Origin of the sequence: Streptomyces sp. NPDC046876, from assembly GCF_040645035.1 — a bacterium.
Taxonomy (GTDB): domain Bacteria; phylum Actinomycetota; class Actinomycetes; order Streptomycetales; family Streptomycetaceae; genus Streptomyces.
The window spans coordinates 70722-86657 of sequence record NZ_JBEYXK010000010.1; the positions used below are offsets into that span (position 1 = coordinate 70722).

Annotated in this window: 12 protein-coding genes; 6 read left to right on the forward strand and 6 right to left on the reverse strand. The window is 72.2% G+C overall.

Annotation, left to right across the window (positions count from 1 at the left end; all coding sequences use genetic code 11):
* Positions 1–11: 11 nt before the first annotated feature.
* From ABZ924_RS08930 to ABZ924_RS08950, 5 genes are all read left to right on the forward strand, one after another.
* The gene (locus ABZ924_RS08930; RefSeq protein WP_361906071.1) at positions 12–5300 is read left to right on the forward strand and encodes a DUF3883 domain-containing protein; all 5289 of its coding nucleotides are present in this window, start codon (positions 12–14) and stop codon (positions 5298–5300) included.
* Between the two features lie 61 nt (positions 5301–5361).
* Entirely contained in the window at positions 5362–5553 is a 192-nt protein-coding gene (locus tag ABZ924_RS08935; protein WP_361906073.1) for a hypothetical protein, read from the forward strand.
* Positions 5550–5891 carry a hypothetical protein gene (locus ABZ924_RS08940; protein ID WP_145870761.1) on the forward strand — a complete coding sequence of 114 codons (342 nt, stop codon included), beginning with the start codon at positions 5550–5552 and terminating at the stop codon, positions 5889–5891. Before ABZ924_RS08935 ends, ABZ924_RS08940 begins: the two co-directional genes overlap by 4 nt.
* Positions 5892–6240: 349 nt before the next feature.
* Positions 6241–6924, forward strand: a complete 684-nt coding sequence (locus ABZ924_RS08945) for a DUF6308 family protein (protein WP_361906075.1) — start codon at positions 6241–6243, stop codon at positions 6922–6924.
* Between the two features lie 431 nt (positions 6925–7355).
* Positions 7356–7658 (forward strand): hypothetical protein, encoded by a 303-nt coding sequence (locus tag ABZ924_RS08950; RefSeq protein WP_361906077.1) that lies wholly within the window; start codon positions 7356–7358, stop codon positions 7656–7658.
* Between the two features lie 162 nt (positions 7659–7820).
* Here the strand turns inward: ABZ924_RS08950 and ABZ924_RS08955 are convergent, their stop codons facing one another.
* Both ABZ924_RS08955 and ABZ924_RS08960 read right to left on the reverse strand, forming a co-directional pair.
* The gene (locus ABZ924_RS08955) at positions 7821–9344 is read right to left on the reverse strand and encodes an aldehyde dehydrogenase family protein (RefSeq protein WP_361906192.1); all 1524 of its coding nucleotides are present in this window, start codon (positions 9342–9344) and stop codon (positions 7821–7823) included.
* A gap of 55 nt (positions 9345–9399) precedes the next feature.
* Positions 9400–10746: a GAF domain-containing protein gene (locus ABZ924_RS08960; RefSeq protein ID WP_361906079.1), complete on the reverse strand. Its 1347-nt coding sequence runs from the start codon at positions 10744–10746 to the stop codon at positions 9400–9402.
* A 185-nt stretch (positions 10747–10931) separates the two neighbouring features.
* On the opposite strand from ABZ924_RS08960, the gene ABZ924_RS08965 reads away from it, so the two are divergent.
* Positions 10932–11114 (forward strand): hypothetical protein, encoded by a 183-nt coding sequence (locus tag ABZ924_RS08965; protein WP_361906081.1) that lies wholly within the window; start codon positions 10932–10934, stop codon positions 11112–11114.
* A 64-nt stretch (positions 11115–11178) separates the two neighbouring features.
* Here the strand turns inward: ABZ924_RS08965 and ABZ924_RS08970 are convergent, their stop codons facing one another.
* The 4 genes from ABZ924_RS08970 to ABZ924_RS08985 form a co-directional block, all read right to left on the reverse strand.
* A complete protein-coding gene (locus tag ABZ924_RS08970; RefSeq protein ID WP_361906083.1) occupies positions 11179–11640 on the reverse strand; it encodes an SAM-dependent methyltransferase in 462 nt (153 codons plus the stop codon).
* Between the two features lie 31 nt (positions 11641–11671).
* Positions 11672–12460: a hypothetical protein gene (locus ABZ924_RS08975; RefSeq protein WP_361906085.1), complete on the reverse strand. Its 789-nt coding sequence runs from the start codon at positions 12458–12460 to the stop codon at positions 11672–11674.
* Positions 12461–12567: 107 nt separating this feature from the next.
* Complete coding sequence (locus ABZ924_RS08980) at positions 12568–14331, reverse strand: glycoside hydrolase family 15 protein (protein WP_361906087.1); 1764 nt, start codon at positions 14329–14331, stop codon at positions 12568–12570.
* Between the two features lie 102 nt (positions 14332–14433).
* The gene (locus ABZ924_RS08985; protein WP_361906194.1) at positions 14434–15936 is read right to left on the reverse strand and encodes an enolase C-terminal domain-like protein; all 1503 of its coding nucleotides are present in this window, start codon (positions 15934–15936) and stop codon (positions 14434–14436) included.

A 15936-nucleotide genomic window follows, 5' to 3' on the forward strand; every position in this document is an offset into this window, starting at 1 on the left:
GTAGGGCCGCGGTGCGCAAGCGCGTTCACGACAAGGCACTGGTCGAGGTGCGGGGCTGTCTGCGGGACTGGGACGACGGCCGGGACGCGGCACGCGAGGCCAAGGCGGTGGCCGAGACGATCATCGCGCCCGAGTACGAGGGTCGGGTGCTCATCGAGTTGTTGCAGAACGCGCACGACGCGCACCTGGCCGGCGCCGCCGACGGACGTATCGAGATCCGGCTGGACGAGGACGAGGGTGAGCACGGCACCCTCTATGTGGCCAATGGCGGCAAGCCGTTCGGCGGCAAGAACTTCAAGGACCTGTGCAGCATTGCCCTGTCCAGCAAGCGTGCCGACGCCGGGATCGGCCACAAGGGCGTGGGCTTCAAGAGCGTGCTGCACCTGTGCGACGCGCCCGAGATCTACAGCGTGGCCAGGGAGGGATCCCGGGTCCCCGACGGGTTCACGTTCCGGTTAGCCCGGCTCGATGACTACGACGCGCTCGCCCGGGAGGTGGCACCCGAACGCGTCGGTTTCGCCGACTACTTGAAGGAGAACCTGCTCACGCTGAAGGTGCCGGTCTTCCTGGAGGAGGCACCGAAGAGTGTCCACAACTTCGTGCGCCGCGGCTTCGTCACCGTCGTCCGTCTGCCGCTGAAGTCGGCCGACGCACGCTCGGCCGCCGGGGCGCAGGTGCGGGAACTCATGGACGACAGCGCCCCGTTCGAGCTGTTTCTTGACCGCCTGGAACGTGTCCGGCTGGAGCGGCGGGTCGCAGGGAAAACCCGGGGCAAGACGTATGACCGCCAGGTGGAGGTGCTGCACCAGGCCCGCGGCCTGAAGGTGCAGCAGGTCACCTTGCGCCGGCGGATGCGACTGATCGTCGTCTGCGGGAAGGCCAACCCGGACCGCGCCCGGGAGGCACTCACCGCGTCGATCGAGAAGAGCGGGATGCGACGCGACTGGATGGCCTGGGAGAAGAAGGCCGAGGTACGCGTCGCCGTACCGGTCACCGATCCCCTGCGGGAGGGGCGGCTCTACGCCTTCCTGCCGATGGGCGAGCAGATCCCGGCGCCCGTGCGCGGCTTCGTCCACGCCCCGTTCTTTGCCGAGATGAACCGGCGCTCGTTCAACGAGGCGGTGCCGTGGAACGGCCTGCTCCTCGACACCGTGGCCGAGACGTGTGCCCGCGCGGTGCTCGCCACGGCCGAGGGACGGGCCCCCGTTCCCGCCGGAGCGCTGGTCGACCTGATGTGCTGGCGGTCGCCCACAGCCCTGACCCGGCTCACCTCCTCCTTCCAGCGGCTCGGTCACGGGATCGCCGAGGTGCCGTTCATCCCTGTGATCGCCACGGCGTCCGGCACGCGCACCTCCCTGCACCGGGCAGTGCTGTGGGAACGCAAAGAACACGCCACGGCTTTCACCCCGCACGCGGCCGCCGCCAGTGGGGTCACCGAACTCCTCGACCCGCAGCTGCATTCCGTACGGCTGCGGCGGCTGGTGTCTCTCGCGAGAAGTGTGGGCACGCGCCTCGAACCGCCGCCGGAGCGCCTCGCCTCCTGGGCGGAGCGGCTCGCTGAGGCCGCCGCCCGCGCCCCCTTCGACCCTGGATGGTGGGCGGACTTCTACTACGACCTCTCGCAGGAGTTCCCCGACGGCTCGGACCTGCCCGGCAAGCGGATCATCCTCACATCCGAGTCGGCGTCGCCGGCACCGGCTGGCAGGGAAGGCGTCTTCTTCGACCGCGAGTCCCCGCGGGGCGGCCCCCTTCCGGCCCTGCCCGACGGGCTGTCCGGCCGTCTGCACTTCGTGCACGAGGGCATCGCCTGGACCGGCAAGGGCCGCAAGCGCAGAGCGCAGGGCCGCACCTGGCTCAGGACCGCCGGCCTCGTCCACGAGTACGGAGCCGACCGGGTGCTCGAGGTCGTGGCCGCGGCACTGAGGGCGGACGGAGAGGGCGGAGTCGAGGACGGCGTGCGCCTGGCCTGCCTTCGCTACGCCTGCGCGGTATCCCACGCGCTGGAGACCGAGGGGCGCAGGGCTCCGCAGCTGAAGGATCTCCGCGTACCGACCCGCGGCGGCTGGCAGGAGGCGAGCCGCGCCATGTTCGGGCCGGGATGGCCCGGTGAGCACTCTTCCATCGATGACACTCTGACCCGGTTCCTGGAGCGCGCCCGGGGACTGTCGTCCGTACTCACCCAGACGGAGCAGCGGCTCCTCCCGCGCCCCGAGGAGCTGTGCGGGGACACGCTCCCCGTCGAAGCCATGCGGCGCTTCCTCGAACGGCACGACGTCGCTCACGGCCTGCGTCCCCGGCACGAGGTCTTCCGCACCGAAGTGCGAGGCCAGGACCTCAACTGGCCCGCCCGGTTCTGGGTTCCGAACCGGCGGGATCTGCTGCCGCAGTGGCGGACGACCGCCGAGCGCTGGCCGAACCGGCGGCGGGTCGGTTACCTCAAGGTGGCCTACCACTCACGCGCCCATTCCGCGGACGTGCTGCCCGGACAGGCCGACTACGCCGCCTTCGGCGAGGAGGACCGCAGGCTCTACGCGGAACTCATCGTGCACGGCCTCGCCTTCTCCTGGCTCGACTCCGCGCTGGAGATGCATTTCGTACGTCACACCGACTCCGCGGGCACCCCCTGGCCCACTCCGCTGGCCGCCTTCCTCGCCCAAGCGCCGTGGATCCCGCAGACCACCGTCCCAGGCGCTCCCGCTGAGGGGATCGTGTTCGCCACGGCGGGCCGGGCCTGGTGGTGGCAGGGCACGCAGTCCCCGCCCCCTTTCCTCAGCGTGGTGCCCGCGACCTTGCGCAGCAGGCGGTCCGCCAAGCTCGTGGCACGCCTCGGCCTGCTCGGCATCCGCTCCTGGGACGACCCCGGCACCGCGCTCGACCGGCTCAGCCATCTGCCCAACATGGTGCAGGCCGGCCCGCACCTGCGCGAAGGCAGGCACGCGCACGAGATCGGGCAGGAGTACGAGAAGGCGTGGGCCCAGCTGCTGCCCGCGAACGGCGGCACACGCACCACCGACGGCGGGCCTGCCACGCCACCGCACCGGTTGCTGGTCCACCGGGCCGGTGCACTCGAACCCCTGGACGCGGCGGAGACGGACGAGCCGGTCTTCGTCCCGGACCCGGACGGCGCCCAGAACCGGGCCCTCCTGGACCGCGTCCCGGTACCTGTGATCCCGATCAGGGACAGGGCGCTGGGCGGCCGGGTCCACGCCTTCCTCGACCAGGGGACGACGTTCGACGTCCAACGGTGCGGCGACGCCACACACGACATCCAGGCCGACGGGCTGCCCGTCCGTGAGGCGATGCGCCTGCCGCTGACCCAGTACGCGGGCCCCTGGCTGCTCACCCTGGTCGCGGCCCTGGTGGAGTTCGACGAGGAGCGCGCGTCCCGGACGGAGCCCGTGACCGTGGCCGAGACGACCACCCTGCTGCGCCGCTGCGAGGTGACCGTGGCCGACGAGGCCGTCGTCTGGATCGCCGGACACCATCTCACCGAGAACGGCACGGACCGCGCCCTGCTCCACCCACACCCCGACCGGCCCTGTGTCGTCGTCATGCACAACGGGGCGCGCACCGGCTGGCGGGTGCTCCGTACCGCCGCACCCGCCCTGGCCGCTCTCATCCGCGCGCCCTACCTCGCGGACATCCTGTGGAAGGCACTGACCCGGCTGGAGGAGCGGGACCTGAAGACGGACGACGTTTCCGAGGAGGATCTCGCGGACGTCCTGGAGCTACGGCAGCACCAGCTGCGCGTAATCCTCGCCGAGCGCGCCTCGCAGCGCTCCGGCAGCGCGCGGCTCGTGCCGCTCCTCGCCTGCCTCTACCTCGACCTCGCGGAGGAACTCCAACAGCGCGTCGAGGAATTCCCCGACCGTGCAGCCCTCCTGGCCTGGCTCACCGCCCGCACCGGCGCACCCGACGCGGAACGCCTCATGCGGCTCCTCGACGACGACGATCCGGAACGGCAGCTGAGGGCCCTGTCCGTAACCCTGGCCGAAGCCAACCGCGCCTGGCGCGCACTGAGTCTGCCGCAGATCGACAACACCGACCGGCACGAACGGCAGTTCGCGACCTGGCTCCAGCGAAACCGTCCCGCACTCGCCGAGCGGATCAGGGACGCCCACGCCGACGTCCACCGCTCCGGCCGGTCCCTGGCCGCCTACGTGCGCCTGCGGGGCCTGCCCACACTCGCGCCGGACCCGACCTGGCACACGACACTCTGGGACCTCACCGACCAGCTCCTCCAAGCTCACGCGGACGCCTGGCTGACCCGATCGCTCCCCGCACAACCGCCGACGTCCCGCGCGCTGCCGCCGCTCACCGAGGTCCGCGAAGCATCCACCACCGCCGTCCACCAGCAGCTGCCGCGTCTACGGCAGCTGATCCAGGAATGGCAGCGTCTGCACCCGACGAGCCACACCGTGGTGCCGCCGCCCCCGCAAGAGGTGCTACGAGCGCTGGACGACGAAGGGCTGCTGGACTTCGAGGTCCTATCCACCAAGGCGTTGATCACCTGGCTCAGCCACCACGGCCACTGGCCGACGGACATGCCCCTGTCGGACCGGCGCGCCCAACTCGGGCTGTCCCCGACGAGCTCGTCGGCGCCTGCCGGGAACAGCGGCACGGCCGCGGGCACAGGCCAGTCCGGAGCACCCGTGCCCGGCCCCCAAGTGGCTCTGAACGGCAGGCTCGTCCCGGCGGGCCCCGACGACCTGGCCGCACTGGCCCGTGAGGTGGCCGCGGACCTGACACCGGAACAACGCGCCACTTCGGCCACGGCCGTGACCACGCTCGCGCCCCGCATTCCCCGGCCGCGCACCCCGTCACAGCCCGGAACGGGATCGCAGGGCGGTTCCTACCAGGCCGCGGGCAACGACCAAGACCGCACCGTGCCGGTGGGCGTAGCGGGAGAGGCGGCGGTGGCCGCCTGGCTGCACAAGCAGTTCGGCGTCGAACCACAGGACTCATGGAAGTCCAGCCTGCGCGTGCACGGACTCGCCGGAGCACAGCCGGGGGACGACCGGCTCGGCTACGACTTCCTCATCCACGACGGCGACGCGACCTACCTCTACGAGGTCAAGGCGTCCACGGGCGACAGCGGAGAGATCATCCTGGGCGAGTCGGAGGTACGACGCGCTTCCCGGCTGGCCCCGGGCGAGACGTACTTCATCGTGTACGTCTCCCATGTCTTCGACCGCGACCGCCGCGCCATCACCGTCCTGCCCAACCCATTCGGCGCCCCGGACCTCGCAGGCTACGAACTGGTTAGCACCCAGCTGAGGCTCCGCTTCAACATTGGCTGAATCAATAAGTTCGGGCCCGGCTGGCTGTGAGACGTCGGCCTTGTTGACGAGCTTGGCAAGCATGGGTTGGACACTGAGTGGGCACGGCCGAGCCGAGCCGGTGGCTCCGCACGGTCACGCGGCGCTGCGCGTGGAGGCGGAAGCGGAGCCCGTGCAGGGGGCCAACCGCCTGGCGGTCGTAAAGCCGCCGAAGGTGGAGTATGTGCAGAGCTGGACGCCGGTGATGACGAGCAAGCTGGAGGGGCCGAAGTGAGCGAGATCAGGCGCGACGAGTGGGTTGGGATGACCAAGTCCGCCAGGAGGTACGAGCCGTTTTGGGAGAGCGTCCGGGTGGCGGAGGCGCAGGGTCGTCCGGTGATGCACGTCGTTAAGGTTGGCAAGTTCATCATGCAGGCGTCCACGGACATCGAGCTCGCCAAGCTGTTCGCGGAGCACCAGATCTTCGACCAGGACGAGGTCGGCGAGTTCGACTGGGTGCCGGACGAGTTCGAGGTGCTGCATCTTCGGTTCAAGAACACGCGGACTGGGGAGTGGGAGTCCACCATCCAGTCCATCTCGACGGTGCCGGCGCTGCCGGAGGTGCCGAAGTGAGTGAGCCGCAGGGTCCCGGCCCTTCGTGGTCTGCTTGCTGGCCATCAGGCGACTCTCTCATCGAAGGAAAGCCCGCCGTCGATGACGCCGAGGATGCCGTCATAGGTATCCAAACGCGGCTGCTCGCACTGCACTTGGTCGGCAAGGGCCAGCCGCATGCGAGCCTATTCGCGGCTGGCTATCGCGGCCGCCGCGTGGGTGGGATCGGTGCAAGAAGCCATCCCACACCTCAAAACGGTGTAGCGCAGGCACGCGCGTCGGGGGCGCATTCCGCCCGAGCCACCGTCTGATCTCACTGCTGTACAGTCCGCCGACGTGTCACTGTGCGCGAGGGAGTTGGGGGCCTCTAGTGATCGGATTGCAGATCCCGGAGATCTACTGGGACGACGAGAATGCCGTGAGTCTGCTGGTCGAGTACTTCACCCGACGACGGTCAAGCGGTGACCTGTTCTATTCCGGCGCGCACTTCGAGCGCCTGGGCGGGGGCGGCGACGCCGAGCATGTCGCAGACCGCTTCGACAGCAACGACCTGTTAGCCATCACCATGCTCAACGTCTCCCTGGAGCCGCATGGGGCGATCAACTTGCTGACCGACCCCGACGGGCACTGGGCGCGCCTGCTGTCGCTAATCCCTCGTGACGCGCGCCTGGAGAATCCTGGAAGCGATGCGCTCATGGAGGAGGGTGGACCCGCGTGGGAGTTGTGGGAACGCCTAGCTGGCACCAAGCACTACCCAGGGAAACCCGACGGCAGCGGCCCGGTTGTGGCAGGTAAATTGCTGGCCCGCAAGCGGCCGCACCTCATCCCCATCTACGACATCCGCATCAAGCAGCTATTCGAGCGACCGAAGGTGGACCACTCCTTCTGGGCCGCGCTGTCCGCGGCCCTGCGGGTGGACAACGGTGCCTTCCGTGATCAGTTGATCCATCTCCGCGGCAAGGCGGGTATCGGTGAGGACATCGGCGTCCTGCGTGTGTTCGACGTCATCGCCTGGATGCTCCAAGGTCGGCAGGCACAGGTCGCGACGAACTGAGCCCTGAGGTGGAGTGGTGGGAAGGCACATGCGGAGGCCGATGGGGCACCGAGGGCGGGCGAGGCTAAGCGCAGACACATTGAGCCCTACCGGGCAGATGTCCCGGAAGAGACCAGGCAGCCCAGTGAGCTGCTCTGATGGGTGGTTACGCGCTCCTGACCTGGTGAATGAACTTTCGGCTGTTTCACGCTCATACCCGTTGATGCAGCCGGAAGTCCCAGAAAAGTCCCTGAGCACTCCCGCTGCCCGGAGCCACTCTTTCGGTTCTATGCAGAGTGTGGGGACGCAGTGCCGCCAGTGCCACGTCAGTGGTAGTTGTTTCTGACCGTGCTGATTCTCGGCGTGATCATGGTGCGGGTGTTGGTCCGCGCGCCAGCCGCCTGGACGTGGCACCTGACGGTCGACTTTTCCGGAACCAGGCTGGCAACTACGTGGACGCTGCCGCCTACGGCATCACATGGGCGCGGGCCCGGGAATACGCCCTGACCCTTACTGAGCGCACTTCTCGCCTGGCCAAGCGGCCTTACGATCTCCGTCACGCCGGGATCTCGTTCTGGCTCTACTCCGGAGTGGACCCGGCCGAGTGCGCCCGCCGCGCCGGCCAGAGCATCGAGGTTCTCTTTCGCCACTACGCCAAGTTCCTTGACGGCCTTCGAGAGCAGGCGAACCGTCTCATCGAGCAGTCCATGAACGAGTGGCAGCGCGTCAGTCAGGGTGACGTAACCGAGGGCTGAACCGGGGGTTTGGTCCGTGACTGGTCCGGAAGCACTGGTCAGGAGGGGTGCAGTCGTGGGAGGAATTGGGAGTTAGCACGCAAGCCGGGCCCGGTCGAGAACGGGTTGCACGAAGGGCGCCTGACGGGTGAAAACCCAGGTCAGGCGCCATTTCGCATGTGTCTAGAAGAAGCCCAGCCTCTTCGGCGAGTACGACACCAGAAGATTCTTTGTCTGCTGGTAGTGCTCCAGCATCATCTTGTGGGTTTCGCGGCCTATGCCGGACTGCTTGTAGCCGCCGAAGGCGGCGTGGGCCGGGTAGGCGTGGTAGCAGTTCGTCCAGACGCGGCCCGCCTGGATGGCGCGGCCCGCGCGGTAGGCCGTGTTGATGTCGCGGCTCCACACGCCGGCGCCCAGGCCGTACGCCGTGTCGTTGGCGATGCGGATCGCGTCGTCGAAGTCCTGGAACGAGGTCACCGAGACCACCGGGCCGAAGATCTCCTCCTGGAAGATCCGCATGCGGTTGTCGCCCTCGAAGACCGTCGGCTGGACGTAGAAGCCGCCCGCCAGCTCGCCGCCGTGGTCGATGCGTTCGCCGCCCGTGAGGATCTTCGCGCCCTCCTGCCGGCCGATCTCCACGTACGACAGGACCTTCTTCAGCTGCTCCTCCGAGGCCTGGGCGCCGATCATCGTGTCGGTGTCCAGCGGGTGTCCGGGCGTGATGAGTTCCGTACGGGCCACGGCAGCGTCGAGGAACTCGCCGTACCGGCCCCGCTCGATCAGGGCGCGCGACGGGCTCGTGCACACCTCGCCCTGGTTGAGGGCGAACATGGTGAAGCCCTCGAGCGCCTTGTCGCGCAGGTCGTCGTCGAGGGTCCAGATGTCGTCGAAGAAGAGGTTCGGGCTCTTGCCGCCGAGTTCGAGGGTGACCGGCTTCAGGTGTTCGGCCGCGTATTGCATGATCAGGCGCCCGGTGGAGGTCTCCCCGGTGAAGGCGACCTTCGCCACGCGCGGGCTGGACGCCAGCGGCTTGCCCGCCTCCTCGCCGAAGCCGTTGACGATGTTCACCACGCCCGGCGGCAGCAGGTCCGCCACCAGGCCCAGCCAGTAGTGCACCGAGGCCGGGGTCTGCTCGGCGGGCTTCAGCACGACCGTGTTGCCGGCCGCCAGGGCCGGGGCGAGCTTCCACACAGCCATCAGGATCGGGAAGTTCCACGGGATGATCTGCCCGACCACGCCCAGCGGCTCGTGGAAGTGGTAGGCCACGGTGTCCTCGTCGAGCTGGCTGAGCGCGCCCTCCTGGGCGCGCAGGGCGCCCGCGAAGTAGCGGAACTGGTCGATGGCGAGCGGCAGGTCGGCGGCGAGGGTCTCGCGGATCGGCTTGCCGTTCTCCCAGCTCTCCGCGACGGCCAGCGCCTCCAGGTTCTGCTCCATCCGATCCGCGATGCGCAGCAGGATCGCCGACCGGTCCGCGGCCGACGTCCGTCCCCAGGCGGGAGCGGCCGCGTGCGCCGCGTCCAGAGCGCGCTCCACGTCCTCGGCCGTGCCGCGGGCGACCTCGGTGAACGCCTGGCCGTTCACGGGGGAGAGGTCGGCGAACCAGCCGCCGCGGGCGGGTTCGACGTACTCGCCGCCGATGAAGTGGCCGTAGCGGGACGCGTACGACATCAGCGCGCCCTCGGTTCCGGGCGCAGCGTAGCGGGCCATGGTGTCCTCCCCTTGCCGGGCGCGGGCCGCCGTCGGCCCGCGCTCGTCGGCGAGGTTAGGAGCGGGCAGGTTGCGGATACGTTGCATGCCGGGACGGCCGCGCCGACGCAGTGCGCACCGCGGACGGGTCGGTGCCCAGTTCGCCGTCCAGCGCCCGTACGCGGGCCAGCGCGGCCGGGCGGTCCGCAGGCGGCAGGGCCGCCGCCAGGGCCCGCCACACCGCCGGGTCGTCCGCGCCCCACGGCGCGCACACCCAGTCGGTCAGCAGCCCCACGTCCGCGCGGGCGATCACGGCGGCCCGGGCCTGGTCCTCGATGCGGCGCCGGAGGCGGACGATGCCGGGCGCCGTGGAGCCGGGGAGCAGCGGGCCCGCGTAGTGGTGGAGCGCGGCGGACACCGCGCCGGACGCCAGGTGCCGGGTCACGGTGGTGAAGTCCGCCTCCAGCGGCGCGGCCGTGCGGTAGGGGCGGGAGAGCGGGGCGCGGGCGCCCAACAACCCGCGCAGCCGTGACATCTCGGCACGCAACGTCACCGGTGACACCGATTCGTCCTCGTAGAGCTCGATCGCCAGCTCTTCGCCGGCCAGGCCCTCGGGATGGTGCGCGAGGAGGGCCATGATCTCGCTGTGCCGCCGACCCAGGCGGGTGCGCGTGCCGCCGTCCGTGACGAGCAGCGCCTCGTCCAGCCCGAGGGCGCTCAGAGTGTGGGCGGCAGCCGGGGACGGGCCCGGGACGGGGGGTAAGGGTTGCAGCAGCGCCAAGTGGGACTCCGCCGCCCGGGCCACCGCCTGTACGAACGCCAGGGAGTGGGGGTGGGCCAGGCCGTCGCCGCCGGTGATGTCCACCGCTCCCAGGACCCGGCCGGTGCGGGGGTCGCGCACCGGGGCCGCCGCGCAGGTCCAGGAGTGCACCCGCCGGCTGAAGTGCTCGGCCCCGAAGACCTGGACCGGCTCCCCGACGGCGACCGCCGTGCCGGGGGCGTTGGTGCCCATCGCGGTCTCCGCCCAGCGCGCACCCGGCACGAAGCCCAGCCGCTCGGCCCGCCGCAGGGTGGCGTTCTCGCCCTCCACCCACAGCAGGCTGCCCCGCGCGTCGCACACCGCGAGCAGGTGCGAGCCGTGCGCCGCGAACGCCCCGACCAGGTCCCGGAAGAGCGGCATCACCCGGGCCAGCGGATGCCGGTCGCGGTACGACCGCAGCTCCGCCCCGGCCAGACCCACCTCGGGGGCGCACTCGGGGCTGACGCGGGCCCGGGCGCAGCGCCGCCAGGACCTCGCGATCACCGCCCGGACCGGCGCCTCGACCCGCCCGTCCCGGGTGAACGCGGTGTGCGCCCGCCGCAGGACGCGCGTGCGCTCGGCGGGGTCGGCCCCGCCCGCCAGTGCCACCGGCGGATCGTCCATGTCAGCCTCCCGTGGTCCCGCGGTGCCGGAGCGCCCCATGGTCGTCCCGGGCACGGGCCGCGACAAGCGCCCCACCGGCCACGAACGGTGCCGAAACGAGCGCCCGGCCATCAACGGGAACGCGCCAGGCCGGCGGCGCGTTGGGAAGGGCAGTGGCCGACGACGGATGGAGTGGAGGTCCGCTGATGTCCCCACGTGCGGTGATCGCGGTGGCCGGGATCCCGGTAGCCCTGCTGCTGTTCTGGCTGGTCGGGTTCTGGGCGGGCCTGCTGGTCCTGATCGGCGTGCCGACGGCCGCCTATCTGCTGCTGGACCCCTCCCAGCGGCGCCGCCTGCGGGGGATATCCCGCAAGCAGCTCGGCCGCTGAGCGCCCGCGCCCCCGCGCCGGTGCGGTACGGGGCGGGGGCGGTGCGGGATCAGCAGGAGCCGGATCAGTAGTAGTCCCGCATCAGCTCCGTGGCCCACTCCGGCTGCCTGTGCGCGCCCCGGGGGCCGAACTCCGCCATGTACGGCTTGAGGTCCAGGACCGGTGTCCCGTCCACCGCGTCCAGGCCCTCCACGTGCACGTCCAGTCCGTCCACCTTCAGGATCCGGCACCGCGACAGGCCCAGCCGGTTCGGGCGGTTCTTGCCGCGCTGGGCGAAGATGCCGACCAGCGGCCAGTCCGGGTTGCCGCGCGGCCGCCGGGCCCCCGTCTCGATCTTCTCCGCCGGGACCCGGTCGAAGTGGTACACCACCTCGACGTGGGAGAAGGCCTCCAGCCCGTACAGCGCCTCCGGGCCGAACCGGTCCGCGTCCAGCCGGATCACGGCCGTCTCCCGCCCCCAGTCGTCGTCGACCACCTCGGTGCGGCCGCCCACCACCACGGCCACCGGCTGCAACTCCACCAGCATGACGTCTCCTCCCCGTTGTCCGGTCGGATGATCATGCCGGGCGCACGGCGATCCGGTCCAGAGCCGAGAGGAGCCCCGGAAGCTCCGGAAGCCCCTGCTCCCCGCCCTTCGGGACGGACAGCACCTCGCCCGGCTCTTCGTCCAGCAGGACGAAGGCCGGACCGTCCGTGCGCGCCACCAGCGACCAGCCCGGCCCGTCGACGCGGAGCGTCCGCGCGCCCTCCCCGGCGAAGGAGGACCGCACCCGGCCCGGCGGCGGAGGCGTGCGCGTGTACTCCAGCGCCTGGGCGAGCGCCCGCGCCAGCCCGGGATGCGCCGCGGCGGCCGCCCCGCCGTCCGTCGCCACCCGCTCGCGCCAGTCGGACCACTCCCGGGCCACCTGGTCCGCGCCCATCCGCCGCTGCACCGCACCCCAGGCCTCGGCCGACGGCGGTGCCAGCGGCACCCGCCCCGTGCCGTCCGCGCCCTGCTCCGGATCGTGCGGCTCCGGGATCCCCGGGGCGGCCACCGACAGCTCCAGCGGCCAGCCCGCCAGCGAGACCACGATGGTCCGCTCGTCGGGCGAGAGGTCGTACTCCATCCCGCAGTCCCACGAGGCGATGGCCGCGGCGACGAGCGAGACGTCGTCCACGACGACCGTCCAGCGGGCGCCCTCCTCGTCCTGGCCGAGGACCAGGCCGTATCCCCCGGGCGCCGGCGGGACGCCGAGCAGCGAGCAGGCCTGCGGGAAGTCGTCGCCGAGGACGCCCGGGAACTGCGCGGGGGTCAGCAGTACGGCGGTGAGCACGTAGAGCGAACCGCCCCCCTCGTCATCGGACACGTGGCCTCCCGGTGCTCTCTGTCGTCGGCGTGCGCGCACCCTAACCAGTGAGTAGCCACGGCGTCGAGGGGCTTCGTGCGCGGACCTGCACCTCCTGCCCCCCGGCGTCAGCCGCCCGTCGCCAGCCGAACGGCGGTTTCGAGCAGGAGGGCGTGGACGAAGGCCTGGGGCAGGTTCCCGCGCAGCTGGCGCTGGGTGACGTCGAACTCCTCCGCGTACAGCCCCGGCGGCCCGCACGCCGCGCGGTTGCGTTCGAACCAGCGCGCGGCCTCGACCGCGTGCCCCAGCCGGTGGTGGGACAGGGCGACGAAGAACCCGCACAGCAGGAACGCGCCCTCGGCGTCCTCCAGGGGCCGCTCGTCGTGCCGGAAGCGGTAGCAGTAGTGGTCCCGGGCGAGCTCCGCCAGGACGGCGTCGAGCGTGGCCCGGCTGCGCGGATCCTCGGCCGGCACGGCCCCGCGCAGGGCCGGCAGCAGCAGCGCCGCGTCCACGCCCGCATCGGTCGGCGAGCGCTGCCAGCGGCCGTCGGGGTGCAGGGCGCAGGCGGCGGCCTCCGCGGTGATGCGGTCGGCGAGGGCCTCCCACCCGGCCGCGAGGCCGCGGCTCGCCCGCGGCAGCGCCGCGGCCATCGTGCGGAGCCCGGCCGCGCAGATCAGCCGGCTGTGCGTCCAGTGGTCCGGACGGAGTTCCCAGATGCCGGAGTCCGCGCGGGTGTGGCGGGCGGCGATCGCCTCGGCCGCCGTCCTGGCGGCCCGCCAGCCGTCCGCGTCCAGCCGGTCGTGGCGGGCGGCGGCCGCGAACAGCAGCAGGGCCTCGCCGAAGCAGTCGAGCTGGAACTGGCGATCGACCCGGTTGCCGATGACGTCGAAACCGCCCGGGTATCCCGGCAGATCCAGCCGTTTCGGGTCCGGGACGGCGCCGCCGTCGACGGTGCAGGCGGGCGGCAGGTCCGGGCCGTGTTCCAGCAGGCGTGCCGCGACGAACCGTACGGAGTCCTCCAGCAGCGGGTGCGCCCCGGCCGCGGCGGCGGCCTGGCCGACGTAGCACTGGTCGCGGATCCACACGTACCGGTAGTCGTAGTTGCGTCCCTGCTCGGCGCGTTCGGGGAGGCTGGTGGTGGCCGCGGCCACCGTGCCGCCGCCGCCCGGGTCGGTCATCGCGCGCAGGACGGCGTACGCGTGGCGGGCGTCCGCAGGCCCGGGGACTGCGCAGAGGCCGGGCAGGTGCGCCTGCCAGCCCGCCTCGGTGGCCCGCCACAGCAGGTCGGCCGGCTCACACCGCTCCAGTGGGTGCTCGGCGAGCTCCAGCACGAGGTCCTGACGGGCACCCGCTTCCAGGCGCAGCCGCGCGCGCAGCTCCGGAAGGCCGTCGCCCGTGCCGATCCGTGCGTCCGGCGGACCGCTCCAGCGCATGCGCAGGCGCCCGGCCCGCGCCGTCCAGCAGCCGTCCTCCCCGAGGACGGGATCGACCGTCCGCTGCCCGCCGAAGCCGGGGGCGAGCTGGAGCCGCACCGTCACCTCGGCCGGGCCGTCGACCGCCTCGACCCGGCGCAGCAGCACGGCGCGGCGGCGGTCCCCGGGGTACGCCAGGGCCTCGCGGCACTGGACGATGCCGGTGCGGGTCACCCAGCGGCTGCGCCAGATGAGACTGCCGGGCTCGTAGGAGCCGCCCCACACGTACGGCCCGGCGGGGGTGACGGTGTACCAGCCGGGGCCGCCGATCAGCGCGGCGAAGACGGCGTCGTCGTGCCAGGCCGGCGCACACATCCACACGATCTCGCCGCGCGGTCCGACGAGGGCTCCGCGCCGGCCGTCGGCGAGCAGGGCGTAGTCGCGCAGCGCGTGCGGTTCGGGTGCGGCCTGTGGTGCCAAGGGGGCCTCCTTCCCGGGTCCTGCGGCGGGTGAACGACCCCCACCCGCCGGGGCAGTCGGGTCGGCCCGCGCCGGGCCGGAGCACGCTGCCCGCGGCGCGGCTCAAAGATCGGGGCTCCGCCCCGGACCCCGCGCCTCAAACGCCGGCGAGGCTGGATTTCCGCCGGGCGGGGCTGGATTGTCGCCGGGCGGGGCTGGGTTTCGGCCGGGCGGGGCTGGATTGTCGCCGGGCAGCGCTGGGTTTCCGGTGGGCGGGGGTGGATTGTCGCTGTGTGGGGGTGGGTTTCCGGCGGGCGGGCGTGGATTGTCGCTGTGTGGGGCTGGGTTTCCGCCGGGGGGAGCCGGAAGCGGTGCGTAGCGGCGGAATCCAGCCCGCGGGGCGTTCGGGTGCACCAGGTGTGAAGCGCCCGGGTCTTGTGGCTCCGTCGGGGCGGCCGGTCCGGCTTCGGTGCCCGCCGGTCGGCGGGTGGTCGCCCGACCGGAAGCGTCGCCGCCGGCCCCCCGGCCGTAGCGGGCGAGAATCTCCGGCCGGGCGGTCAGGCCCAGGCCCGGGGTGCCGTCCGCGCCGGGCCGCAGTTCGCCGCCCGCGGGGTCGAGGACGCCGTCGAAGAGCAGGCGTTCGACGCGCACGTGGTCGTGGAACCACTCCACGTGCCGGAGGTTGGGCAGCGCGGCCGCCGCATGGGCGTGGACGTGCGGGGCGCAGTGCGCGGAGAGCTCCAGCCCGTGGGCCTGCGCGAGCGCCCCGGCGCGCAGCCAGACGGTCAGCCCGCCGCACCGGGTGGCATCGGCCTGGAGGCAGTCGACGACGGGCGCCATGGCGGCGAAGTACGGCAGCGTGAACCCGTATTCGCCCGCGGCCACGTCCGCGCCGGTGGCGGCCCGGACCCGGGCCAGCCCCGGCAGGTCGTCGGAGGAGACCGGCTCCTCGTACCACCGGACGCCGAACTCCCGGAAGCGCTCGGCGACCCGGATCGCCTGCTTGGCGGTGTAGGCGCCGTTGGCGTCGACGTAGAGCTCCGTGCCGGGGCCCACGGTCTCGCGGGCCTGCCGGATCCGGGCCAGGTCCCGGTCCTCCCGGGAGCCCCACGCCTCGCCGATCTTGATTTTGACGCGCGCGATCCCCTCGTCCACGGCCCATCCGCGCAGCTGCCGCTCCAGTTGCCCCTCGTCGTAGCAGGTGAAGCCCCCGCTGCCGTAGACCGGGACGCCGGTACGGGCGCGCCCGAACAGGTCGGCCAGCGGCACGCCCAGCAGCCGCGCCTTGAGGTCCCACAGGGCGATGTCGACGGCGGACAGGGCGTAGCCGCCGATGCCGGGGCGGGCGGCGTTGCGCAGGGCGCGGTGCATGGCCTCGTTCGCGGCCGGGACGTCGAATGCGCTGCGGCCGGTGACCTGTTCGGCCAGCAACTCGGTGACGACGCCCGCCGCGGCCGCGGCCCCGTAGGTCCATCCGAGGCCGTGGTGGTCCCCGGCGGCCGCCTCGACCAGGACCATGGTGGTCGAGTCCCAGGACGCGGTCCCGTCGGCCTCCGGGGCATCGGTCGGGAAGTCGAGGACCCGCACGTGCAGGGCTTCGACGACCGGAGCCGGGCCGTGCGCCAT